Consider the following 22,486-nt stretch of genomic DNA (forward strand, 5'->3'; position numbering starts at 1 on the left):
ATTTGATCCACAGGCTCAGTCGCCGAACGCCACAAGCCCTGCGCCCTTGCTCACCGCTCCATCAAAGATGCCGCGCATCGCGTCGAACGCCGCAAGCGCCTGGCGGTTGCCGCCGAGTTCTCCCACATTCGAAGTGAAGATTTTCAGCAGCGTCGCAACCTGTGCAGGCGTCAACAGGGAATCTTCAAAGTACTTAAAACTCGCACCGGCCTTGGTGCCCTTGTCGAACAACGCCGCAAGCGAACGGTGCGCATCGAGTTCGATGGAACCCGCCAGTTCCAGGCTGCCCGGGTCTTCGGGCATGTCCGTTGTGGAGGGGTCTGTGTAGTAGATGTCCAGCATAGTCAGTCCAGCGGGTGGAAGGTTCGAACGGTTCCGTCTTCGTTGACGGTGGCGCGATAGCGTTTGTATTGTCCGTCGTACTTCAGCCGGGACTCGAACACGGCCTTCCCCTCGTAGCTCGACTCCTTGCCGTGCTTGAGCGTCTTGCCCAGCAGCGAGGAAATCTCTCCCTGGCTCATGCTGGAGTTGAACTTTGACTTGTTGGGGAACCGCGCCGGGTCGACGTGTCGGTCGTAGATGTGCTTCCAGCCCGAGGTGGCGTTGCCCTGCTCCAGCGTGAAGTTGCGGCTGCCCCTGTTGAAGCCGACCGGCCGTGCGAGCGTCTCGCCGCAGATCCAACCCAGCGGGTCGATCCATCGGATGGGGTTGGGCGAGTAGCTATGCAGGTTGTCGCCGCCCGCAAGCCCGATCGGGTCAGGGCTGATGAACCGCCCAATGTCCGGGTCATAAAACCGGAAGGTGTTGTAGTGCAGCCCCGTGTCCCGGTCCAGGTACTGGCCCTGGAAGCGCAGGTTCTGCTCGATGGCCTGGGGCACCGTGCCGGTCGATGCAACGGCGCGGCCATTCAGGGCCGTAACCTCCCACTGCTCGGTAACGGTCGCGCCCCATGTCCTGTAGTTCGCGCGCCAGCACAGCTGGCCTTCGTTGTTGCTCAGTTCTTCCGGCAGGCCGGCGGTGTCGTTGTGAAAGTGAAAGACCTGCGCCGTGGTCGATGCCGAGGCGGGCCCGGCCTTCGCATCGAGCCGCGCCACCGGCACGTGGCTGCCCGCCTCGTACACGTAGCTCACCACCTGCGAGCCCCTGCGCTCCTCGATCAGCCGCATCCCCTCCCAGATGAACCGCGTGCTGCCGAATGCGTCGTGCTTGGCCACGCGACGCCCCATCGCGTCGTAGTCGAAGCGCGTGAGCTGCGTGGTGGCTTCGGGCGTGCCCGGGCGCCGGGTGGTGTGCACGGCCACAAGGCGGCTTTCCTCGTCCCACTCGAAGCGCTGCTCTGTGTGCCTGCCCGCCTTCTTGCGCACCAGCCGGCCATGGCCGTCGTAGCTGTAGCGCTTGTCCTCGAACACGCGCACGAGGTTGTCGCGCACGTAGCCGGGCGCGCCAGACGATGGGTCGAGCAGGTTGCCCGCGGGGTCGTAGGCGAAGCGTTCGCTGTTGGCGGCAGCCGCGCTGTGCACGGTCTGCTCGATGCGTCCGGTGGCGTCGTATCTGTGCGCTGTGGTGCCCTGCAGCGAATGCCGGCTCTGCCGCAGTTCGCCCACGGGGTCGTAGCTGTATTCCTTCATCAGCCCGTCGAGCACGCGGGCGCCGGGGGTGCCGGCGCTGTCGATGGCCTGGCGCCAGCCCGGGTCCTGGGTGGTGAAGGCCGCGTCCAGCCCGCCGGCCCGGCACCACGACGCGGCGCGCCGGCCCAGCGGGTCGAGCGCGAAGCGGGTGTGCAGCGCGCCCTGGCTGCGCGCCACTTCGCGGTGCAGGTCGTCGCGCTCGATGTCGCTGATGAGCTGGTGCACCTCGGGTGCGTCGCCGTGCCGCTGCGACAGGTTGACCTGGTGCAGGTGGCCCGAGCCGTAGTACAGGTAGTTCAGCGCGCGCTGCACGCCCGGCTGCGACGCGACGGCGGGCAGCACGGTCTGCGTGCGGTTGCCGAGTTCGTCGTGCGCGTGGCGCAGGGTGTGCGTCTCGCCGGTGAGCTCGTCGATGGCGGTCTCTTCGATGAGGCGGCCGAGCTTGTCGTAGGCGAACACGGTGCGGTGCAGCGCGCGCACTTCGCCGCCGGTGCCGGGTAGCGGCGCCTCCAGCTTGACCGCCTCGGTCAGCCGGTCGAGCTGGTCGTAGCTGTAGCGGTAGTGGTGGCTTCCGGTGCGCTTTGCGACGAGGCGGCCCACGGCGTCGCGCAGCAGTTCGGTGCGCAAGGGCCGGCTCGCGGCGGGCCGTGGCCCGGTGCCGTCGTGCAGCGCGAGGTCTTCGTCGCCGATGCCCGGCACATGGGTGATGCACACCGGCCAGCCGTTGGCGTCGTATTCGACCTGCACGCGCGTGCCGCCCACGCGGCGCTCTTCCACCACGCGGTCGGCGGCGTCGCGCACGAACTCGAAGTGCAGGCCGTTCTCGTTGACGAGCGACTGCAGGCGCTGGGCGCTGTCGTAGTGCCATGCGATGCGGCGTCCCTCTGCGTCCTGCCGCGCCAGCGGCTGGCCGCGCAGGCCGAATGCGAACTGCGTGCTGCGGCTCAGCGCATCGGTGGCGGCCACGATGCGGCCGGCCGCGTCGCGGCGGAACGACTGGTGGCTCTGGTCGGGCAGCGACACCGACAGCAGACGCCCCATGGCGTCGTGCGTCAACCGGGTGCGCTGGCCCGCGGCATCGGTCACGCTCTGCAGGTGGCCCCAGCCGTCGTACGCATAGCGAGTGGTCTTGCCGGAGCAGTCGGTCAGGGAGAGCAGCTGCGCGCAGTCGTTCCAGGCCATGCGGTTGGTGCCGCCCTTGGCGTCGGTCACGACGATGGGCAGGCCCCGCCTGTCGTAGGCGTACTCGGTGGTGCGGCCCAGCGGATCGGTCTCGCGCACGAGGTTGCCCTGGTCGCTGTAGGCGTAGGTCCATGTGCTGCCGTCCGGCAGGGTCTCGCGCCATGGCTCGCCGAACTCGGTCCAGCCGGTGCTCCGGGTGCGGCCCAGCGCATCGATGCGGCTGCTCATGAAGCCCATGGGGTCGTAGGTGCAGCGCGTGGTGGCACCGCCGGGCTCGGTGATGGCGACGAGCTGGCGCAGGTCGTTGTACTCCGCATGCCACTGGCGGCCGGCCGCGTCGGTGTAGTCGGTGACCTGATGGTCGGCGTTCCAGTGCCAGGCGAACTCGCGGCCGAGCTGGTCGACGACCAGTGTCTCGCCCAGCGCCAGTGCGTCGTCGGCGGCGGGGGGCATGCGGCGCACGGTGTAGCTCTCGCCGTCGTTGGTCCAGTGGCGGGCCACGTGCGCGTCGCCGGCCGAGCCGCGCCACTCGTAGTGGCACTCCAGCCCCGCCGCGTCGGCGTGGAAGCTCATGAGACCCTGGGCGTCGTAGCCGAAGCGGCGCACCACCGCGCCGTTGCGGTCGGTCACGTCGAGCAGGCGGCCTTCGGCGTCGTGCCTGTAGGCCACCAGCACGCCGGGCAGTTCGCCGGGTGCACCGGCGGCCAGGCGCACCGCGGCCAGCCGGCGGCTCTCGCCCGGGTAGTCGAGCGCCAGCAGGCGCCCGGTGCTGTCGGTCAGCGCCGCGAGCCGGCCCAGCGCGTCGTGGCGCAGGTCGATGAAATTGCCGTTGCGGTCTTCGAGCCGCGCGAGCTTCAGCGTCTGCGCGTGCGGCCCGCCTTCGGCCGGCGGCTCGAACATGAAGAACAGCCCGCCCGGCACGTGAATGAAGTAGTGGCCGCCTTCGGTGCGGCACAGGTCCAGGCCGTCGCGCAGGCTGTACTGGCGGGTGCCGGGCTCGATGTCGGGCAGCACCATCGGGCGGCCCTGCTCGTCGATGAGCGTGACGATGGGCTGGCCTTCGTCGTCGCTGCCCAGGCGCAGCTCCATTGCATAAGGCAGGCTCCAACCCTGCCCCAGCGCGCCGTCGCGGCGAAGGTCATGGCTGCCGTAGAAGCGCTGCCAGGCAATGGGCAACGGCCCGGACAGCGTGAAGTCGAGCTCGCTCTCCCCGCCCAGGAACTTGCCGCCCGTGGCCGCATGCACCGGGTTGCCGAAGGAACTGACCATGCCGTGGATGCCCATGCCCAGCCCCACCGCACCTTCGATCAGGCAAGGCAGCGCGTTCTTGCCCTGGCGCGCGAGCTTGGGCAGGCAGCGCAGGCCGCGGTAGATCATGACCAGGTTGAACACGGTCACCAGCACCTTCGAGATGAGCGGCACCTCGTCGGCCACCTCGCGCACGCGCGCGGTCGGCCCGCCGATGAAGACGGTGGGCGAGCCTTCGCTCACCTTGGCGCCGCATTCGGTATGGTCGTCTTTGCGAGAGGCGACGCCCATGTTGACGAACACTGTCTCCGCGCCCTCGGCAAGAAGGATCTGCGGCGAGTCGTTCTTGCAGCTCACGGTGTCCATCGGCATCTCCGGCGAGGCGCGCGCGGCGCCCATGGCCTTGCTGTCGATGAACACGTCCGACGATCCGCTGGTGATCATGCCGGTCACGGTGAGGGTCTCGGGCACCAGCGCATCGGCGATCGACTCGCCCAGGCTCGCGCCGAGGTAGCCGCCGGCCATGCGCGCGCCCACCACCACGGCGCCCGCCACCAGCGGCCCCGCAAGCCCCCCGGTGCCGACCACGGCGGCCGCCGCCAGGCCCGCGGCAAAGCCCACCGCAATGCCGCCGATCAGCCCGCCCGCGAACTTGGCCCAGAAGCGCGCGTGCGCATTGGTGTGGGCAATGGGGTCGTGCAGCCGGGCGGCGGGTTTACCGGCCATGGGTCTTCGCGGCCTTCATGGAGGTGTCAGGCCCTGGGCTGAAAACTCTCGAGCGTGCGCCACCACAGCGCGAGCGCATCGGCATCGAAGGGCACGGGGCTGCTGGCCGTGAGAATGAGCACGGCCTTGCCCGCCGGGTCCTGCGGCAGCACGAACACGGCCTGGCGCTGGTGCAGCGCCTGCCCGTTCTGCCTGAACTGCGTGGCAAGCTCGATGGCCCGCAGGCTCGCGATGACCGGACCCACGGAAATGTCGGTGCGCGACACCTCCTTCAGCTGGCTCACCTGGCGCGTCAGGTCGTTCATCTGCCGCGTCACGAACTGCGCCAGGCTCTCCTGCTCGCGCAGCGCGTCGCGGCTCACGATGAGCGTGGTGCCCGAGCCGTCGGGCATGGCCAGCACGTTCATCGAACGGTCGATACGCCCGTCGTCGGGCACGTCGAACCGGCCTTCCTGGATGTGGTACTTCATCAGGCTGCTTTCTTGCGGGTGTTCTACGCGGGGTCGAAGGCCACGAAGGCCAGGCAGTCGGGGTTGCGCTCGGTGAAGCCGAACGACAACCGGCCCCAGCCGAGCGTGGCCGTGTGGCTGGTCGATTCATCGAGCGAGTGGCCGCGCGGCACGCCGGTGATCTCCAGCGCGGGGTAGTGCTGGCGCACTTCGGCCAAGGGCACGCAGCGGCCTTTGAGCTCCAGCACCAGGAAGCCGGGATGCGCGCCTTCGCGCTTGATGCGCAGGTCGATGCGCGCAAGCTCGGCGCCATCCGCAAGGCGCACCGGCGTGCCTTCGAAGAACTGGAACACGGTACCGCCTTCGGCATGCGTGTCGCTCAGCGTGGTCGACAGCGTGCGGCCCACCTTCTGCATGGAGAACGGCAACTGCGCCGCCAGCGCATCGATGGCCTGCCAGAGCGTCATGGCCGTGGCTTGCGGGTTCATGGTTTCAGTGCTTGCCGGCATATTTCTTGTCGTAGGAGTTGCCGTAGTACTGCGTGTACTGCTCGCCGGTGGTCGACGTGGTGAGCGTGCCGTAGTACTTGCCGGCGGCGGCCCTGGCGGCCTCCCGGGTGCCGCCCTTCACCATGCTGTTGTAGGCATCGTTGAAGGCTTCGACGTTCGCGGGGTTCGCGCCCTTGAGGATGTCGACCTTGGCCGCGCGCCACACTTCGCGCTGCACCTGGATCTGGTTGAGCGCGGCCTCGCCCTCGGAGCCGAGCATGCTGTTGACGAACGCGGTCTTCGAGGACATGTCGGGCTTGAAGCGGTACGAATACACCGCGTGCCCGACCTCGTGCGACAGCGACGCGGCAGTCTTGTACGGGTCGCTCGCGTAGTTGCCGTCGATCACGATCTTCTTCACGGCGGGGTTGGTGTCGGCATATGTGCCTCCGCCCGCTGCGCCGTAGCCGATCTTCCAGCCCTGGCCCTGCAGGAACTTGACCTGCCGTTGCAGCGTGGGCGAACGCGCCGCGATGGCGTCGACGCCCTTGCCGAGCCCGGTGGTGACATAGCCCGGCGGCGCGGCCGCGGGCACGGCATGCTCCGATGCCCCCGCCGACGTGGCGGCGGCCGCGGGCGCCACGGGCACGCCGTCTTCCACCACCGCTTCTTCAGGCTCGCTGCCGATCGGCGCGTCGCAGTTCAGGAAGATCTTGCTGCCGCGCTGGTCGAGCTCGCCCGTGAAGTTGACGAGGCCCTTCACGCCGTTGATGTTCACCGTGCCGTCCGCAAGCAGCACGATGGACGACTTGCCGCAGATCAGCGAGATGCTGGTCTTGCCGGTAACGAACACGTCCTGGTCGGCCGCCTGGATCACGACCGATTTGCGGCCGGTGATGTTGGCGTTGCTGTCGGTCGAGGTGATGGAGGCGTCGGTCTTCGACACCAGGTTGACGGCGCCGGCGCTGGCGTGCGAGACGATGTCGCCGCCCGACACCACATTGACCTGCCCGCCCTCGCTCACCTGCGTGAGCATGCCGCCCGTGACCAGCTGCGTGAGCTGCGCGCCGGTGGTCAGCGTCATGGCCGAGGTGGCGCGCACCGACACGCTCTGCCCCGAACTCACCACGATCGGCTTGGGGCTGATCATGGTCTGCCCCTCGGGGCTGACGATGGACACCACTGGCTTGTCGATCTTGCGCGACAAGTCGAGCATCTGCTGCGCGTCGGCCATGGCCGGGTCGGGGTTGTCGGAAACGCCCGCCTCCGGGGTGCCGCCCGCGGCCAGCGCCGCCACGGCCTGCGCAACGCCGCCCGCGGCCTGCACGCCCTGCACCAGCCCCATCAGCGTCTGGTTCTTGCCCTGCGCCATCGCGCCCACCAGCGCCTTGGTGGCCGCAACGGCCTGGCCCGACGCCTGCATCAGCGCGTTGCTCTGCGCCAGCGTGGCGCCCATGTGCTCGTGGCCGTCGGGGTTGTCGCGCGAGGCGCGCTGCGCGTAGTCCTGCGTGTAGGTGGTCAGCAGCAGGCCCTTGTCCGCGCGGATGGAACCCCACTCGTTGGTGCGCAGCTCGAAGCCGTAGCTGCGCTGCACGCCGCTGCCCTGGTTCATCAGGTAGCCCATGTGCAGGTGGGTGTTGCCGTGGTCGGTGGAAAGCTCGATGTGCTCGGTGCCGCGGCTGTCCTCGAAGCGCAGCATGTGCTTGCCGCCGCCGCCCTTGCTCCAGTTCGTCTGGAAGCCGGTCTGGGTCTTGTGGCGCGGCAGTTCCCAGGGCGGCATCTGCGCGGCGTTGTAGACGCAGCCGGTGACGATCGGGTAGTCGGGGTCGCCGTTGAGGAAGTCTACGATCACCTCCTGACCGATGCGCGGTATGTGCATGGCGCCGTAGTTGCTGCCGGCCCAGGTCTGCGACACGCGGATCCAGCATGAGGAGTTCTCGTCGCGCCGGCCATAGCGGTCCCAGTGGAACTGCACCTTGATGCGGCCGTATTCGTCGGTGTGGATCTCCTCGCCCGCCGGGCCGACCACCACCGCGGTTTGCGGCCCGGTAGTGCGCGGCCGGGGCGTGACGCGCTCGGGCCGGTAGGGCGCGCTGTCGGGCAGCACCTCGAAGGTCTGGCGGTAGCTGGTGCTGCTGGTCGATTCGCTGTAGGCCGCGTCCGCCGCGCCCACCACGCGCAGCGCGTTCTCCTGGAAGTCGTAGCTCACGGCCTCGATCAGGTAGCGGCGGTTGTCTTCGGCGTTGGGGTGGCGCGCCAGCTCGAACAGGTAGCCCGGCGCCATGTGGCGCAGGTTGCCTTCGGCGCTCACCAGTTCGCGGCGCCCGGCGAGCTGCTCCAGCCGCAGGCGCGCGTAGTTCTCGCCGTCGCCAAGCTCGGTGTAGCCGCCGGGCCAGTCGTAGATCTCGAAGTTGTCGCGGCTGTGGCCGGCCGGCTGCTGGCGCACGGTGTCGATCTCGGCGTTGGGCTTCCTGAAGTCGTAGTCGTCGGCCGCGAAGTTGCCCGACGCGATGTCTTCCGAATGGCTCCAGCTGTCGATGAAGTCCTGCTCGAGGATCTGCGCGGCCAGCACGCCCGCGTGGTACGGCACCTTCACCGGGCCGTTGGGCAGCGGCGTGTGCGAATCAGGGCCGTCGCACAGCACCAGCTGGTGGCTGCACTGCGCGTGCGAGAAGAAGTAGTAGATGCCCTCCTGCTCCATCAGCCGGCTGACGAAGTTGAAGTCGCTCTCGGCGTACTGCACGCAGTAGTCCCAGGTGCGGTAGTTGCCGCTCAGGCGCGCGTCGATGGCAAAGCCGTAGGGCGCGAGCACCTCCTGCAATATCTGCGGCGCCGTCTTGAACTGGAAGATCTTGAAGTCGGAGCGGCGCGTGGCGTACCACAGCCACGGGCGCAGCGTGGCCTCGTACACGGACATGTCGCCGTCGTCCTTGCCCACGTAGGCAAAGCGCGTGACCTGCCCGCTCAGGAAGCGCTTGCCGGCGCCGCCAAGCTCGGTGGCAAGGTTCACCTCGATGCTCATGTCCTCGCCCAGCATGCGCTTGGGCTGGATGTTGGGCATGTCGCTGATGAGCCGCACTCGATGCTCGAACAGTGCGGAAATGCGCTCCTGTCCCGTCATCGAGCGGAACTTCAGGCGCTCGCCCAGCGCGCTGTGGGCGATGAAGCTGCGGGTCATTCGTGGAAGGCTCCCTGGTCAACGCACCCGGCAAAGGGAACTCAAGCTTCCTTGTTTTCCTTGATGTTCCAGCCCAGCACCGTCTCGGCGCCCTTGCCGCCCTTGTCGGTCTGTTCCCAGTACTGCTGCTTCACCTTCGCGGCCTGGAAGGCGTACTGCACGAACACGGCGTCGGAGCCCTGCTCGGCCGTGTACTGCACCGACGTGACCAGCACTTCTTCGAGCGTGATGCGCGTGTATTCGATCTGCGAGCCGCCGGCCTTGCACACCGACACCTCGACCTTGCTCAGGTGCTTGCCGCTGGCGCAGTTCTTCAGCACCGACGGTGCCGCCTTGTCGATGCGCGCGAGCACCTGCAGGTCGTTGAAGCTGGCCTTGCCAACCCCGCCGCCACCGCCGCTGACCATGTTTCCGGGCTGCGTTGCGCCCCACGCAAACGACTTGATGTCGCTCCACTCCTTGTGGTTCGAATCCTTGGATTCGCCGTTCGCGCCTTCGACGCGCATGAACATGTCTACTGCCATGAGATCAACTCCCTCAGAAATTGCGTGCCCATGCAGGGCACCGTGGAACCAGCCGCCCTGCCCTTGCAGCCGGACGGCAGCGAATCACAACCGGATGACGCCAGCGCTGGTGACACAGCGACGTCGGCGCATCGAATCCGTCCGTACCTTAAGCCAGGCACCCACCGCAGGCCAGTGCCAAACGGCATGCGCAAAAAGAATTACAGGCACCGGCTGAATGACTCACAACGGGTACGGTGCGCCCGCAATGCGCTCGCACCCCACATACCGGCTCCCGATTTCCAGCAGCCTCGACGGGTTCTCGATCCGCAGTTCCATCAGCCGGATGCCTGATCGCTTGGGCACCCAGCAGCGCCACGTCAGATAGACAGACGCCAGGCCGGCGTTCATGTCCACGTGGACGCCGTCGAGGGTCATCTCCAGCGCGGCTGCGTCTCCATCTTTCCAATGCGCGGCGGCAGACAGGCGCACGCCCGGCAGCCAGACCTGGATGTGAGAGTGACCGGGATGCATGTGCAGAAGCTGCAGTTCTTCATCGCCGCTCAGGCGCTCCTCGTGAATGAGGCCGGGCGCGGCGTATTGATAGAAGCGGTAGTCGAAGTCGTCGGGCAGCAGCGGATGCTTTGCCTGCAGCCACGCGTCGTCGAAGGTGCCCGTGAACTGCTGGCGCGGCCGCCATACCGGCGGCAACGGGGAGAAGCCCTGCGGCACGTAGTCGTGGCGCCGCCAGTCGAGCACCGGGTCGGCGGGGTCTTCGATGCAGGGCGCGGGAATGTCGATATCGCCGGGGCTGTGCTCCGCGTCCACGATGCCGCATCCGATGGGGTTGTGGCGATGGACGTCGGCGGGCGCCTGCCCGTCGCCCGTACCGGGTATCTCGCCTCCAAAAGCGCCACGCCAGTCGAGCGCCACGGCCTTCACTGGCCTGGCCGGCGAGAGCACCCATTCCTTCTTCTTCCCGGAAGCGCCGTGCTTCTCGTCGGCCTCCGGCTTCGCGGCGCATTGCCAGGCTCTGGGACCGTGCACCCGCACGACTTTCTCGAGCCTGCCCAGGCGCACGCCGGCAAGCCACGAGGCAGACGCCACCCCTTGCGGTGCCCAGCTCGCCCCCAGGATGGTGACATCGGCCGCCGGCTTGAAGGGCACGATGTCGCAGGTCCGCACCAGCAGGCCACCGGCGGGATCACCCTCGTAGCGGTCGGCGAGTTCGAGTTCTTCCTGCCGCGGTGCGAGCACGAGCGGCGCATTCGCCACCACGTGGAAGCTTCCGCGCACCGCCAGCACGGCCATGTCGGTGCCGTCGCGATGGAACTGCGAAAAGGCGAGTGCGGAAAAAGGCGTGCGATTCTCGAGGTGCGGAGCCATTGTGGAGTTCAGCAGGAAGCGTCCGCGCTCCGGTCAGCAGCGCAGGATCACGAAGACCCTGGACGCGCCCTCGTCGCGCACGGCGAACAACTGCGCCGGCAACCCGGCGAGCGCGCGTGGAATGTCGATGAAGGCGGCCGGGTCGTCGGCTGCGAGTTCGAGCACCCGCCCCGGTTCGCAGCGCCGCAACGCCTTGCGCAGACGCAGCAGCGGCGTGGGGCAGCGGGTGCCGCGGGTGTCGACGAGCAGCGCATGCATTCCGCCTGCGGCGTCGGACGCAGGCGCCGTGCTCGCAGGCAGGAACGCGGTGGCCGGGCTCGGGCCGGCACCGGAGGACGTCAACTCGCCTCCTCCTTCATGGTCCGGAAATCGGGCATGGCTACCACGCGCTGCAGGAGCACGGATTCGATTCCCACCATCGGTGCCTTGAAGTCCACGCCCACTACGCGCCCGTCCGCCAGGAAGTGAACGATGCGGCGCCTGCCGGCACGCAGGTCGACGCTGCGGCCGAAGGCTGTGTCCGCCGACAGTTTTGCTCGCGCTGCCTGCGGAGTTTCTCGCCCGGCATCGAGACCGAAGGGCAGCGGCAGCCTGGCGGCATCGATCTCGAGTTCGTGCAGCACCCAGTGCTCCGGGTCGACGGCCTGCGTTGCGAAGGCACCGCGCAGCAGCATGCGAAGGCCGCGCGACAGGCTGGCGTAGTGCGCAAGCGCATGCGAAGGCTCCGGTGGCGGGCATGCCGCCGGCGTGAACTCCGCCCAGTCGGCAAAGCCGGGCAGCCAGTCGCCAAGTCCATGGCAGCCGATGCGCTGGGCAGCCTCGGCCACCCATTCCACATCGCGCTTCCACAAGGGCACGGCACCGCCCGGCTCAGGCGATGGGCGGGTTGCCCGGGAAGACGATGCGCTCCCAGCTGGTGCCGTCGAAGCGCACGATGTCCCGGTACCCGATCGACCAGAGCACACCGTCGACCGCCTGCAGCACGTGCCCGTCGGCATGCGCCGGCACGAGGCCGGTGTCCACCGGCTCGACCGCACCGCCCTCGCGCAAGAACAGCCCCTCGGCAGTGGCGAGGTAGACCTTGTCGCCGTAGATCGCCACGTCGCTGTAGTTGCGGGTGTCGTCGAGCGCCGAGACGTCGGTGAAGCCGCCCGCATGGCTGCCGTGCAGCAGCGCGCCTCCGTGGCCGCACGCCCAGACTGCGTCGGGGCCCTCCACGCACAGTCCGGTGAGCTTTGCGGTTTCGACCGGAACCGGCGTCCAGGCGCCATCGGCCCCTCGATGAAACAGCAGGCCGGCGTTGCGGTCCGAGTCCCAGCCGGCAAGGTAGATCGAGTCCTCGCCAGGCCCCGCGATCGCGTTCAGCATCAGGTTGTGCTCGCCTTCCGCGGGCTGCAGCAGGCCGTGGTCGACGTGCACCCATTCGCCCTCGCCCTCGCTGTCGCCCTCTCCATGGTTCTCACGGCAATAGACCTGGCCGCCGTCGCCGCAGGCGTACAGGCGGGCACCGATCTGGCGCACCGCATTCATGTAGCCCCAGCCCTCGGAGTCGTCGTCCCAAAGGCCCGCACCCGCAATGCGCTCCATCACCGGCGGTTTGCCGACCGGCAACCGCACGATGTCGCCGTCCTCGGCGGCAAAGACAAAGGCCTGCGCCGAGCCGTCGGAACCACCCGCGCTTTGCAGCGCCGCGGCGCTGATGGTCAGCGGCAGATCGAAGTAGCGCCACTGCATGGGCTTGTCGGGCGTGAAGAGGCAAAGACGCGCAAAGCCGTCGAAGCGCTCCTCGAGCTTCGAGCACGAGACGATCAGGAACTGGCGGTTCACCGCGACACCGGTTTCGAAGCGCAACTGGGGCGTGGAGGGAGGGGGAGGAAACTGTTCCATGTGCGTGCGGTGTGGGTTGTGCGGGTGTTTCGCTTCACTCTATTCGATCGGCCAGCCAGAGGCCTTGAGCGCATCGCGCGCAGCCGCCTTCACGGCCTTGGAGGCCGATTTGTAGGCCCGTACAAGCGCGTCGTTCGACATCTTCTTGAAGAACTCGTCGGTGGCGGCCTCGAACTTGCCCTTGCAATCGGGCTTGGCCTTGCCGAGCGCGTCGTAGGCGATCTGCTTGACCTTCTCGAAGGGCACGGTGCCGGTGGCGCCCCCCGCCGTGCGGATCGCGTTGTCCATCAGGCGGTGCACCTCGCGGTGCTCGCTCTCGGAGAGGCAGATCGCCGGGCCTTCGTCCAGCGAAGGCGCGCCCGGCACCCGCGGGCCGGGCGCCTTGCGGGTTCCGAGCCGCAATATGTAGTCGGCAATGATGTGATGAGAATCCTGTCCCGGCGGGCAATCGTTCTTTCCGTGCGCGCCCGGATTGCACGGGTCGGGCTTGCCCTCTACGCGCACGCCGGCCTCCGGGTCGGGGTTGGCCGCGGGCTGGGCCTGCGAAGCCTGTGACTGTGCCTGTTGCTGTTGCTGGGCGCGCGTACGCTCCTGGGCGATCTGGTCTTCGACGGCCTTGCGCACTTCAGCGTCGAACTTGTCCGCACCCGTGGGCCACCACGAGTCATAGACGCCGGCCTTGTATTCGGCAAGATGATTCAAGGCCTGGTCGTAGATGGCCTGTTCTTGCGGGGTCTGCGGGTTGATGCCTTCCAGGACGGACCTGGCTGCGGACTTGCCGAGGATGAGGCTGTCGCCGGGCATCGGCGCACCTTGCGCTATCCAGAGCACGAAGAGCATCTTCCCCGCGATGCCGGCGGCCTTGCCGGCCATTCCGGCGCTGCCTCCGGGCCGGGGCATGCCCGCGGGCGGCCGGAAGACGTTGTCGTTGGCCGCCGGGCCGGGCCGAAAGCTCGGGGTCGGAGCCGGCCGCGTCTGCGGGATGACGCCGGGGCGCACGTCGCTGACCGGTGCATTCGGCATCTGCTGCAGCTGGGCTTGTGCAAGCAGGATGGGCTTCTCGCCCATCGCCGTGCGCACCAGGCTTGCGTAGTCGGCCATGCCCGTCGCGGGGATGAGGCGCGCCTTGCCGGTCTTCTCCTGGTCGGTCTCGTAGTACTCGATGACGGCACCATCGGCACTCGCCTTCGCGAGAAGCGCCTCGGCCTCGCTGTCGTCGATGGTGCTGCCGTCGTCGGGCGACCAGTAGGTGCCGCGGTCCTTCTTGTAGTTCAGCTCCCCAATGGTGTTGCGCCGGTTCATCCAGAAGGTGTCGCCGTCGCGTACCAGCCACTGGCCATTGACCCGGACGACTGTCGAAGCAGTCTTCGGCTCCGCGATGTCGCCGACAGTGCCCGACTTGATGCCAGTGGCCGAGCCCGCCTCGTCACCCTTGACGTTCGTGACGACGCTGTCGAACCTGAAGGCCTTCAGCCCCGTGAGGAACACGTCCTGCGAAGTGTTGGAGTCATCGCCGAGCTTGCCGGTGATCTGGTACGGAATGGGCGGCGTGGCCGAGCCGATGGGTGTCTTGCACACATCGGGGGCCGTGCACACCACGATCGCCTGCGCCGCGTCCCGGCCGGCCTCCGGAGGCGCCGCGCTCGCGGGCGACCTGGGCGCGGGCCTGCCGACGATGACGGCCAGGCGGGCGATACGGCCCGGCCCCGCGCCGCCCGCAAACGCCCCGCCCGGGGAGGCAGGCAGGAAGGCCGACGACGCGGTGGCCTTGGGGTCCAGAGCCATGGATCGCGGTGTCCTGGTCTTCTCGGGTCTTCGGACCTCAGCAGAGGTCGATGACCTTGCCGTTGATCCGTACCGCACCGGTGGCGCGGAAATCGAACTTGGCGCCGGTGAGCGTCACCTGGCCGTCCTTCGTCATTTCCAGCCGGCTTTTGCCCACGGTGATCACGAGCCTCTCGCCGACGTCGAGCGAAAAATCTTCGCCAATGGTTTCATTCTTGCTCTTGCCCACCGCAACCGTCTGGGTCAGCCCGACCAGCGATGTCTTGGCGATGCCGACTTCCTCCGACGAAGTGAGCGCGACGAAGCGGTTCATGTTCTGCAGCACTGTCAGCAGCTCGTTGGCCTTGACCGTCTCCATGCGGTTGTTGCCGATGGTGATGGTTTCGTCGTGACCCACGGTTTCGGTGCGGTCATGGCCCACGTTCACGGTTTCGTCGCGCTCGATGGTCTTGCTGCGGTCGCGGCCGACCCAGTGGGTTTCGTCGTTCTCGACCTCGATGTCCTGGTTGCGCTCGGCATGCAGCCAGACCTGCTCCTGCCCCTTCTTGTCCTCGAAGCGCAGCGCGTTGGCATTGGCGTCGGTCGCGCCTTCGGAACTGCGCGTGAGCAGGCCGCTTTGCGTGGCGTTGGCCGGCAGCTCCCACGGCGGCATGTTGTCGGCGTTGTAGACGCGGCCGGTCACGATGGGCCGGTCGGGGTCGCCGTTCTCGAAGTCGACGATCACCTCCTGCCCGATGCGCGGGATCTGGATGCCGCCGAAGTTGGTGCCGGCCCAGGGCGATGAAACACGCACCCAGCACGAGCTGTTCTCGTCCTTCGTGCAATAGCGGTTCCAGTGGAAGCTCAGCTTCACGCGTCCGTACTCGTCGGTCCATATCTCGCGGCCGGCCGGACCCGTGACGATGGCGGTCTGCGGCCCCGTGGTGCGCGGACGGGGCGCCTCGGGCGCGGGCGCGCGAAAGACCTTGCTCGAAGGGATCACGTCGAAGTCGACCCGGCATTCGAACTCCTGCTGCGCGCTCGCGTCGCCCACGTCCTGCAGCCGCAGGTGCGCATCGGTCACAAGGTATTCGCGGTTGGCCTCGTTCTGCGGATGCCGCTCCAGCGTCACCAGGCAGCCCGGCACCACGGCGCGCAGGTTGCCCGAGCCGCTGGCGCGCTCGCCCTGGCTTCCGGTCTCTTCCATGCGCGTGCGCACGAGTTGCTCGCCCTCGGATTCGACGACGTAGTCGCCCGGCCAGCCGTAGCGTTCCTGCCTGCCTTGCGCGGTCTTGCGCGGCATGGCACTCACCTGCTGCAGCCGCGCCTTGGGGCGCTTGAAGTCGAAATCGTCGGTCACCCATTGGCCGCTCTGCAGCGTCTCGCAGGCGTTGAAGCGGTCGCAGTGCTCGGCGCGCACGGTGTCGTCGGCACCGTAGAACGGAATCTTCCGGTAGCCCGCATTGGCGTACGGCTGGTGCGCGGACATGTCGTCCACGATCACGAGCTTGTGGCTGTCTTCGGCGTGCTCGAAGTAGTAGTACAGCCCCCACTCGTGCATCAGCCGCGCGACGAAGTCGAAGTCGCTCTCGCCGTACTGCACCTGGAACTCGCGCGTCGGGTAGCTGCGGGCAGCCTTCACTTCATGGACGAATTCGTAGTCGGAGAACACCTCGCCGAGGATGTCGAGCACGGTCTTGTTCTGGAAGATGCGGTAGTCGCTCGTGCGCGTGGCCAGCGCGAGCCAAGGCTCCATCACCGCTTCGTACAACGCGCGGCGGTTCTCCAGCCGCAGGAAGCGCACGCGCGTCACCAACCCCGAGATATGGCGCCTGGCTTCGCCGGCGCCGGGGCGACCGTCGAGCACGATGTGCACCGTGAGCGTTTCGCCCACGAGCTGCTTGATGTTCACGTTGGCGGCCTGCCGCTCGTTGTAGCCGGCCTGCTCGGGCGTGCTGAACGTGACGGTGTAGCGAAACAGGCTGCTCAGGCCTTCGTCGCCTTCCATGGCCAACGGCTCTAGTGCGGGCTGCCCGCCCAGTGTGGGCATGGCGGCACAAGAAGCGGTGAGAACGCGGATTGACCGTGCTGCGCCTGTTGGCATGGCACTCTCCCTCCAAATCTGATCAACGCACGAAAGGCAAGACGGCAAGCCGGCACTCGCGGCTCACGCAAGAGGGATCAGGCTTCCTTGTTTTCCTTGATGTTCCAGCCCGGCACCGTCTCGACGCCCTTGCCGCCCTTGGCGGTCTGCTCCCGGTACTGCTGCTTCACCTTCGCGGCTACTGCCATGATTGAGTGCTCCCTGAGTTGTCACATCACGATCAAGAGAATCCATATCTGCAAACTCTTGAGCGCGATGTTCGGGCGCGACTGTGACAAATCGATTGAATCTGGACAAATCGCTATCCCGATTTCGCCATTCCTCACGATTTATTTCTCTTGGCCTGACATATGGCCCAGGAAATAAAGCAATTAGTTTTAGCCTGCTTCATCTCGCAGGTAAAAAGGCCCGCCGTCAAACGATGGCGGGCCCTTCCATTTGTCTGCACCGGGAACGGCTACGGGGCTCCGCGCGCTTCGCTCAACCACTTCGCGGCAAGCGCGGGCACGACGTCGGTGGCCCTGCCTTGCAGGAAAGTGAATCCATACGGCACGTCTTCCATGTCGAGCGCAACCAGCACCTTCTGCGCAGAGCGATCCGCATACCGCACCAACGACGCCGCCGGGTTGACGGTGAGCGACGTGCCCACCACCAGCACGCGCGCCGCGGTGGCCACATGCATTTCCGCTTCCTCGAAGTGCTGCACAGCTTCGCCGAACCACACGATGTCGGGCCGCAGCTGAGTGCCGTCTTCGCACAACTGGCCCATGGCGATGGGTTCGCCGTCCACGCGGTAGCGCCTGGGTTCCGGCTCCGACGTGCCGCGCGCATACGCGAGTTGGCCGTGCAGGTGCAGCACGTTGCGCGAGCCCGCACGCTCGTGCAGCGCATCGACGTTCTGCGTGACGATCACGACCTCGTATGCCGACTCGAGCGATGCGATGGCAAGGTGCGCCGCATTCGGCTGCGCCTGCCAGGCTTTCGCGCGCCGCTCGTTGTAGAAGGCAAGCACCGCCTCGGGGTGCTTTCGCCAGCCTTCAGGGCTTGCGAGTTCCTGCCAGGCGTAGGTGTTCCACAAGCCCTTGGCATCGCGGAATGTGGGCAGGCCGCTCTCGGCGCTGACGCCGGAGCCGGACAGCACGACGATCTTGTTCGGTTGGACCTGGGGCTTCATGTGCAGATATTCTTTACGCAACCGTCAGCATCTTCGAGCAGATTTTTTCAAGTACCGTTGCGGCAACGCATTCTCCCCTTCACCTCCAGGAGCCCGCATGGCGTCTTTGCCCCTTGCAGCACATCCGCACTACGACCGCCTGATCTCCGCTGCACGCAGCCTGCCGCCGTTGCGCGTGGCCGTGGTTCATCCGGCCAATGCCGTGTCGCTCGAAGCAGCCTTCTCATCAGCAGCCTTGGGCCTGATCGCGCCGACGCTGGTGGGGCCGCGCGCAAAGATAGAAGCAGCGGCGCGCGAGGTTGGCATCGATCTCTCGAACACCCCCATCGTCGATGCGCCGCACAGCCATGCCGCGGCCGACGCAGCGGTCGCGATGGCTCTGCGCGGCGAGGTCGATGCATTGATGAAGGGCAGCCTGCACACCGACGAACTGATGGGCGCGGTGGTGCGCCGCGAAGGCGGACTGCGCACCTCGCGCCGCATCAGCCATTGCTTCGTGATGGACGTGCCGGGCCATGGGCAGCCGCTGATCATTTCGGACGCGGCCATCAACATCGCGCCCACGCTCGAAGAGAAAGTCGACATCGTGCAGAACGCGATCGATCTTGCGCACGCACTGCAGATGCCCGCGGTGCGCGTGGCGATACTGTCCGCCACGGAGACGGTCAACGCGAAGGTGCCGTCGACGCTCGATGCGGCCGTGCTGTGCAAGATGGCCGACCGGGGCCAGATCACCGGCGCGGTGCTCGACGGTCCGCTGGCCATGGACAACGCCATCGACGCCGAGGCCGCGCGCATCAAGGGCATCAACTCGCCGGTGGCGGGCCGTGCCAACGTGCTGATCGTGCCCGACCTCGATGCCGGCAACATGCTCGCGAAGAGCCTGACCTTTCTTGGCGGCGCCTATGCGGCGGGCATCGTGCTGGGCACCAAGGTGCCGGTGATCCTCACGAGCCGTGCCGATTCCGAACCGGCCCGGCTGGCATCGTGCGCGGTCGCATCCATGCTCGCCAAGGCAGGCCGCGACAAGCTCATCAAGGCGGTCGGCTGAACGGCGACGGTCAGCGCGCGCCGGCCACGATGGCAATGCCGCGGATCTGCCCGGCACCCGATGCGAACGCCGGCTTCGCGTAGCGCGACGGCGCAAAGCGATGCAGCAACTCCGCCTCCCGCAGCTTTGCCGCTTCCAGGTTCGCGAGCTTGACGTGCCCGAAGCCGCGAATCGACATCGGCAGCGCGGCGATGCGCGCGGCCAGCGACTGGTTGTCGACTGACAGCTCATTGGCCATCGCGTCGAAGAGCCCGTCGAAGTGCGCGATCAGCTCGCGCTCCATGCGCCGCTCCCCGGTGCGGCCGAAGGGGTCGAACGCGGTGCCGCGCAGCCGCTTGCCATGCGCAAGCCACCGCATCGCGGGCAGCATCCAGCTGCCGATGCGGATCTTGGCAGGCGCACGGCCGTGCGTGCCGCGCGCCACCACGGGCGGCGCCATGTGGAATTCAAGCTTCAGCTCGCCTTCGAACTGCTCCGAAAGCTTCTTGAGAAACGCGCCGTCGGTGTAGAGCCGCGCCACCTCGTATTCGTCCTTGTAGCTCATGAGCTTCAGCAGGCTGCGCGCGGCATTGCGCGTGAAGGGCAGGCTTGCATCACCGCCCTGCAATGCGGCCTCGCGCGCCTGCAGGCCGCGGATGCGCGTTTCGAAGCGATCCGCCCAGGCGGCGTTCTGGTAGCCGGTCAGATGGCGGCGCGCATCGGCGATGAGCATGTCGAGCGGACGCTCATCGGCCTGCGACGACTGCGCATCGGCGGCAGGCGCGGCGCGCAGCTGGTCGAGCGCCGCAGGGTCTCCCGCCGCCAGCCGGCCCAGCGAAAACGCTGCCTGGTTCGCGGCCACGGCCACGCCGTTGAGCTCGATCGCATGCATCAGCGCCTCCAGGCTCAGCGGCACCAGCCCGCGCTGCCATGCGTAGCCGGTCGCCACGATGTTCGCCGCCAGCGTGTCGCCGAGGAACTCTTCCGCCAGGCTCTGCGCGTCGAAGGTCTCGACCTGCTCTTCGCCGGCCACGAAGCGCATCTTCTCCAGCAGCAGGTCCACGTGCAGGTCGGCGTCCGGGTTGCGCAGCGACTCGGCCACCGGAATCTCGTGGATGTTCGCGAGCACCCGGGTGCGGCCGTGACGCACGGTCTGCAACGCATCGGCCGATGCACCCACCACCACGTCGCAGGCCAGGATGGCATCGGCCTGCTGCGTGTCGATGCGCACCTGGTGCAGCCGCTCGCGCGAATCCGCGAGCCGCACGAAGCTCAGCACCGAGCCGCCCTTCTGCGCGAAGCCCATGAAGTCCAGCACGCTGGCGGCCTTGCCTTCCAGGTGCGCGGCCATCGCGATCACGGCGCCGACCGTCACCACGCCGGTGCCGCCCACGCCGGTCACGAGCAGGTCGTAGGGCGCGCTCCATGCGTGCGCGGCCGGATGCGGCAAGGCGGCCACGCGATGCAGAAACGCATCGCGCCCCGCCGCCAGCGCACCGCTCTTGCGGCGCAGCTTGCCGCCCGTCACGCCCACGAAGCTGGGGCAGAAGCCCTTGGCGCAGGAATAGTCCTTGTTGCAGCTGGTCTGGTCGATCTTGCGCTTGCGGCCCATCGAGGTTTCGTGCGGCAGCACGGCCACGCAGTTGCTCTGCACGGTGCAGTCGCCGCAGCCTTCGCACACCGCCTCGTTGATGAACAGGCGCTTGGGCGGATCGGCCAGTTCGCCCTTCTTGCGGCGGCGGCGCTTCTCGGCGGCGCAGGTCTGTTCGTAGATGAGCACCGTCACGCCCTTGATTTCCCGCAGGCGACGCTGCACGTCGTCGAGCGCGGCGCGGTCATGGAACTCGGTGCCTTGCGGAAAACGGCCTTTGATGTCGTCGTACTTGCCGATCGCGTCGCTCACCACCACGACCTTGCTCACGCCCTCCGATTCCACCTGCCGCGCGATGGCGTCCACGCTGATGACGCCGTCCACCGGCTGGCCGCCCGTCATCGCGACCGCGTCGTTGAACAGGATCTTGTAGGTCAGCGTGGCCTTGGCCGCCACGGCCTGCCGGATGGCGAGGTAGCCCGAGTGGTAGTAGGTGCCGTCGCCCAGGTTCTGGAACACATGCGGCGTCTTCGTGAACATGGCGTGCGAGATCCAGTCGACGCCCTCCCCGCCCATCTGTATCAGCCCCGCCGTGCTGCGGTCCATCCAGTTGGCCATGAAGTGGCAGCCGATGCCCGCGCGCGCGGTGGAGCCTTCGGGCACCTTGGTGCTGGTGTTGTGCGGGCAGCCCGCGCAGAAGTAAGGCAGGCGCTTCACGGCATCGCTCGCGTTGCCGAGCAGCTCGGGCGGCGTGAAGTCGCGCACATGCTGCAGGTGGTCTCCCAGGTCGCGGTTGTCGGGAAAGTGCACCGCCAGCCAGTGCGCCACCAGCTCGATGAGCCGCGAAGGCCGCAGCTCGCCGAGCGCCGACACCAGCGGCTGCCCCTCGCGGTCGTGCTTGCCCACGAGCACGGGGCGCGCATCGGGCGGTGCGTTGTAGAAGATGTCGCGCAGCTGCGTCTCGACGACGGCGCCCTTCTCCTCGACGATGAGAATCTCTTCGAGCCCCTTCGCAAATGCCTTGATGCGCGTCTGCTCGACCGGGAAGCTCAGGCCGATCTTGTAGAGCCGCACGCCGGCGCGGGCCAGCTGCTCCGGCGAGAGCTCGAGCCGGCGCAGCACTTCCATCAGGTCGTGGTGCGCCTTGCCGCAGGTGACGATGCCCACCCTGGCGTGCTCGCTCACGATCACGTCGCGGTCGATGCTGTTGCGCCTGGAGAAAGCAGCCACGGCCGCGAGCTTGTCTTCGAGCCGCGATTCGATGCGCAGCGAAGGCAGGTCGGGCCAGCGGTAGTGCAGGCCGTCCGCCGGCGCGCCGTGGCCGGTGGCGGCGCGCACGGTGTCGGCGTCTTCCCAGGCCTCCACGCGCGCGTTGACCACGTCCAGGTCCACCGTGCCCGCGCTCTCGACCACTTCCGACAGCGCCGCCATGCCGACCCACGCGCCCGAATAGCGCGACAGCTCGTAGCCGTACAGGCCGAACTCCAGGTACTCGGCCACGCTGGACGGTTGCATGACCGGCATGCGCCAGGCCATGAAGGCGTGGTCGCTCTGGTGCGGCATCGACGACGACACGCAGCCGTGGTCATCCCCCGCCACCACCAGCACGCCGCCGTGCGGAGACGACCCGTACGCGTTGCCGTGCTTGAGCGCGTCGCCCGCGCGGTCCACGCCCGGGCCCTTGCCGTACCACATGGCGAACACGCCGTCGACGGTGCGCTCGGGGTCGGACTCGACACGCTGCGTGCCCAGCACCTGGGTGGCCGCAAGCTCTTCGTTCACCGCCGGCACGAAGCGGATGCCGGTCTGCTTGAAGCGTTCGCCCGCCTTCCAGATGGCCTGGTCGACCATGCCCAGCGGCGAGCCGCGGTAGCCGCTGACGAAGCCCTGGGTGTGCAGGCCGCGCGCCGCGTCGCGCCAGCCCTGCATCACCAGCACGCGGATCAGCGCCTGGGTGCCGGTGATGAAGACCGAGCCCGAAGGGGCCCAGAGATTGTCGGAAAGCTGGTAGCCGGGCCGCTTGAGCGCGGTCGCGTTGTGTGGGGCGTTCATGCCCGGAATTGTTCTGCCGCATTCCGGGGAAGTGCTTCTTCAATGCACTAGCGCAGACCCTTGTTTGGAGAAGAATTCACTTCTATAAGGCAGAAA

The 22,486-nt window shown here is 67.7% G+C and carries 15 protein-coding genes and 1 pseudogene; 1 reads left to right on the top strand and 15 read right to left on the bottom strand.

Annotated features, from left to right (window positions below; genetic code table 11):
* Positions 1–15: 15 nt before the first annotated feature.
* The 14 genes and pseudogenes from WIX39_RS23925 to WIX39_RS23990 form a co-directional block, all read right to left on the bottom strand.
* On the bottom strand, positions 16–342 hold the full coding sequence (locus tag WIX39_RS23925; RefSeq protein WP_409196006.1) for a hypothetical protein: 327 nt from the start codon (positions 340–342) through the stop codon (positions 16–18).
* A 2-nt stretch (positions 343–344) separates the two neighbouring features.
* Positions 345–4,784 (bottom strand): RHS repeat-associated core domain-containing protein, encoded by a 4,440-nt coding sequence (locus tag WIX39_RS23930; protein ID WP_409196007.1) that lies wholly within the window; start codon positions 4,782–4,784, stop codon positions 345–347.
* A gap of 26 nt (positions 4,785–4,810) precedes the next feature.
* Positions 4,811–5,254: a DcrB-related protein gene (locus WIX39_RS23935; RefSeq protein ID WP_409196008.1), complete on the bottom strand. Its 444-nt coding sequence runs from the start codon at positions 5,252–5,254 to the stop codon at positions 4,811–4,813.
* A gap of 23 nt (positions 5,255–5,277) precedes the next feature.
* The gene (locus WIX39_RS23940) at positions 5,278–5,721 is read right to left on the bottom strand and encodes a hypothetical protein (protein WP_409196009.1); all 444 of its coding nucleotides are present in this window, start codon (positions 5,719–5,721) and stop codon (positions 5,278–5,280) included.
* A 4-nt stretch (positions 5,722–5,725) separates the two neighbouring features.
* Positions 5,726–8,899, bottom strand: coding sequence for a type VI secretion system Vgr family protein (locus WIX39_RS23945; protein ID WP_409196010.1), 3,174 nt, complete (start codon positions 8,897–8,899; stop codon positions 5,726–5,728).
* A gap of 41 nt (positions 8,900–8,940) precedes the next feature.
* Positions 8,941–9,423: an Hcp family type VI secretion system effector gene (locus WIX39_RS23950; protein WP_081271256.1), complete on the bottom strand. Its 483-nt coding sequence runs from the start codon at positions 9,421–9,423 to the stop codon at positions 8,941–8,943.
* 222 nt (positions 9,424–9,645) lie between these two features.
* On the bottom strand, positions 9,646–10,788 hold the full coding sequence (locus WIX39_RS23955) for a DUF2169 family type VI secretion system accessory protein (RefSeq protein ID WP_409196011.1): 1,143 nt from the start codon (positions 10,786–10,788) through the stop codon (positions 9,646–9,648).
* 33 nt (positions 10,789–10,821) lie between these two features.
* Positions 10,822–11,130, bottom strand: a complete 309-nt coding sequence (locus tag WIX39_RS23960; protein WP_409196012.1) for a sulfurtransferase TusA family protein — start codon at positions 11,128–11,130, stop codon at positions 10,822–10,824.
* A complete protein-coding gene (locus WIX39_RS23965) occupies positions 11,127–11,645 on the bottom strand; it encodes a hypothetical protein (RefSeq protein ID WP_409196013.1) in 519 nt (172 codons plus the stop codon). The genes WIX39_RS23960 and WIX39_RS23965 overlap by 4 nt, the downstream gene beginning before the upstream one ends.
* Before the next feature lie 13 nt (positions 11,646–11,658).
* A complete protein-coding gene (locus tag WIX39_RS23970; protein ID WP_409196014.1) occupies positions 11,659–12,675 on the bottom strand; it encodes a hypothetical protein in 1,017 nt (338 codons plus the stop codon).
* A gap of 39 nt (positions 12,676–12,714) precedes the next feature.
* A complete protein-coding gene (locus WIX39_RS23975) occupies positions 12,715–14,460 on the bottom strand; it encodes a DUF4150 domain-containing protein (RefSeq protein ID WP_081271252.1) in 1,746 nt (581 codons plus the stop codon).
* Between the two features lie 37 nt (positions 14,461–14,497).
* A complete protein-coding gene (locus tag WIX39_RS23980; RefSeq protein WP_409196015.1) occupies positions 14,498–16,489 on the bottom strand; it encodes a type VI secretion system Vgr family protein in 1,992 nt (663 codons plus the stop codon).
* A 131-nt stretch (positions 16,490–16,620) separates the two neighbouring features.
* Positions 16,621–16,722 (bottom strand): annotated as a pseudogene (locus WIX39_RS23985) (type VI secretion system tube protein Hcp); the annotation flags it as partial.
* Between the two features lie 278 nt (positions 16,723–17,000).
* Positions 17,001–17,717 carry an SIR2 family NAD-dependent protein deacylase gene (locus tag WIX39_RS23990; RefSeq protein WP_409196016.1) on the bottom strand — a complete coding sequence of 239 codons (717 nt, stop codon included), beginning with the start codon at positions 17,715–17,717 and terminating at the stop codon, positions 17,001–17,003.
* Between the two features lie 97 nt (positions 17,718–17,814).
* On the opposite strand from WIX39_RS23990, the gene WIX39_RS23995 reads away from it, so the two are divergent.
* A complete protein-coding gene (locus WIX39_RS23995) occupies positions 17,815–18,768 on the top strand; it encodes a phosphate acetyltransferase (protein WP_409196017.1) in 954 nt (317 codons plus the stop codon).
* A 10-nt stretch (positions 18,769–18,778) separates the two neighbouring features.
* Here WIX39_RS23995 and WIX39_RS24000 read toward each other — a convergent pair whose 3' ends face one another.
* Positions 18,779–22,390, bottom strand: a complete 3,612-nt coding sequence (locus tag WIX39_RS24000) for an indolepyruvate ferredoxin oxidoreductase family protein (protein WP_409196018.1) — start codon at positions 22,388–22,390, stop codon at positions 18,779–18,781.
* Positions 22,391–22,486: the final 96 nt, after the last annotated feature.

Origin of the sequence: Variovorax sp. AB1(2024), assembly GCF_037482385.2 — a bacterium.
In the GTDB taxonomy this organism is placed as follows: domain Bacteria; phylum Pseudomonadota; class Gammaproteobacteria; order Burkholderiales; family Burkholderiaceae_C; genus Variovorax.

Bases quoted from the DNA above. Each gene is read 5' to 3' on its own strand.
- WIX39_RS23925 (WP_409196006.1), bottom strand. From the start codon at position 342: ATGCTGGACATCTACTACACAGACCCCTCCACAACGGACATGCCCGAA.
- WIX39_RS23930 (WP_409196007.1), bottom strand. From the start codon at position 4,784: ATGGCCGGTAAACCCGCCGCCCGGCTGCACGACCCCATTGCCCACACC.
- WIX39_RS23935 (WP_409196008.1), bottom strand. From the start codon at position 5,254: ATGAAGTACCACATCCAGGAAGGCCGGTTCGACGTGCCCGACGACGGG.
- WIX39_RS23940 (WP_409196009.1), bottom strand. From the start codon at position 5,721: ATGAACCCGCAAGCCACGGCCATGACGCTCTGGCAGGCCATCGATGCG.
- WIX39_RS23945 (WP_409196010.1), bottom strand. From the start codon at position 8,899: ATGACCCGCAGCTTCATCGCCCACAGCGCGCTGGGCGAGCGCCTGAAG.
- WIX39_RS23950 (WP_081271256.1), bottom strand. From the start codon at position 9,423: ATGGCAGTAGACATGTTCATGCGCGTCGAAGGCGCGAACGGCGAATCC.
- WIX39_RS23955 (WP_409196011.1), bottom strand. From the start codon at position 10,788: ATGGCTCCGCACCTCGAGAATCGCACGCCTTTTTCCGCACTCGCCTTT.
- WIX39_RS23970 (WP_409196014.1), bottom strand. From the start codon at position 12,675: ATGGAACAGTTTCCTCCCCCTCCCTCCACGCCCCAGTTGCGCTTCGAA.
- WIX39_RS23975 (WP_081271252.1), bottom strand. From the start codon at position 14,460: ATGGCTCTGGACCCCAAGGCCACCGCGTCGTCGGCCTTCCTGCCTGCC.
- WIX39_RS23980 (WP_409196015.1), bottom strand. From the start codon at position 16,489: ATGCCCACACTGGGCGGGCAGCCCGCACTAGAGCCGTTGGCCATGGAA.
- WIX39_RS23990 (WP_409196016.1), bottom strand. From the start codon at position 17,717: ATGAAGCCCCAGGTCCAACCGAACAAGATCGTCGTGCTGTCCGGCTCC.
- WIX39_RS23995 (WP_409196017.1), top strand. From the start codon at position 17,815: ATGGCGTCTTTGCCCCTTGCAGCACATCCGCACTACGACCGCCTGATC.
- WIX39_RS24000 (WP_409196018.1), bottom strand. From the start codon at position 22,390: ATGAACGCCCCACACAACGCGACCGCGCTCAAGCGGCCCGGCTACCAG.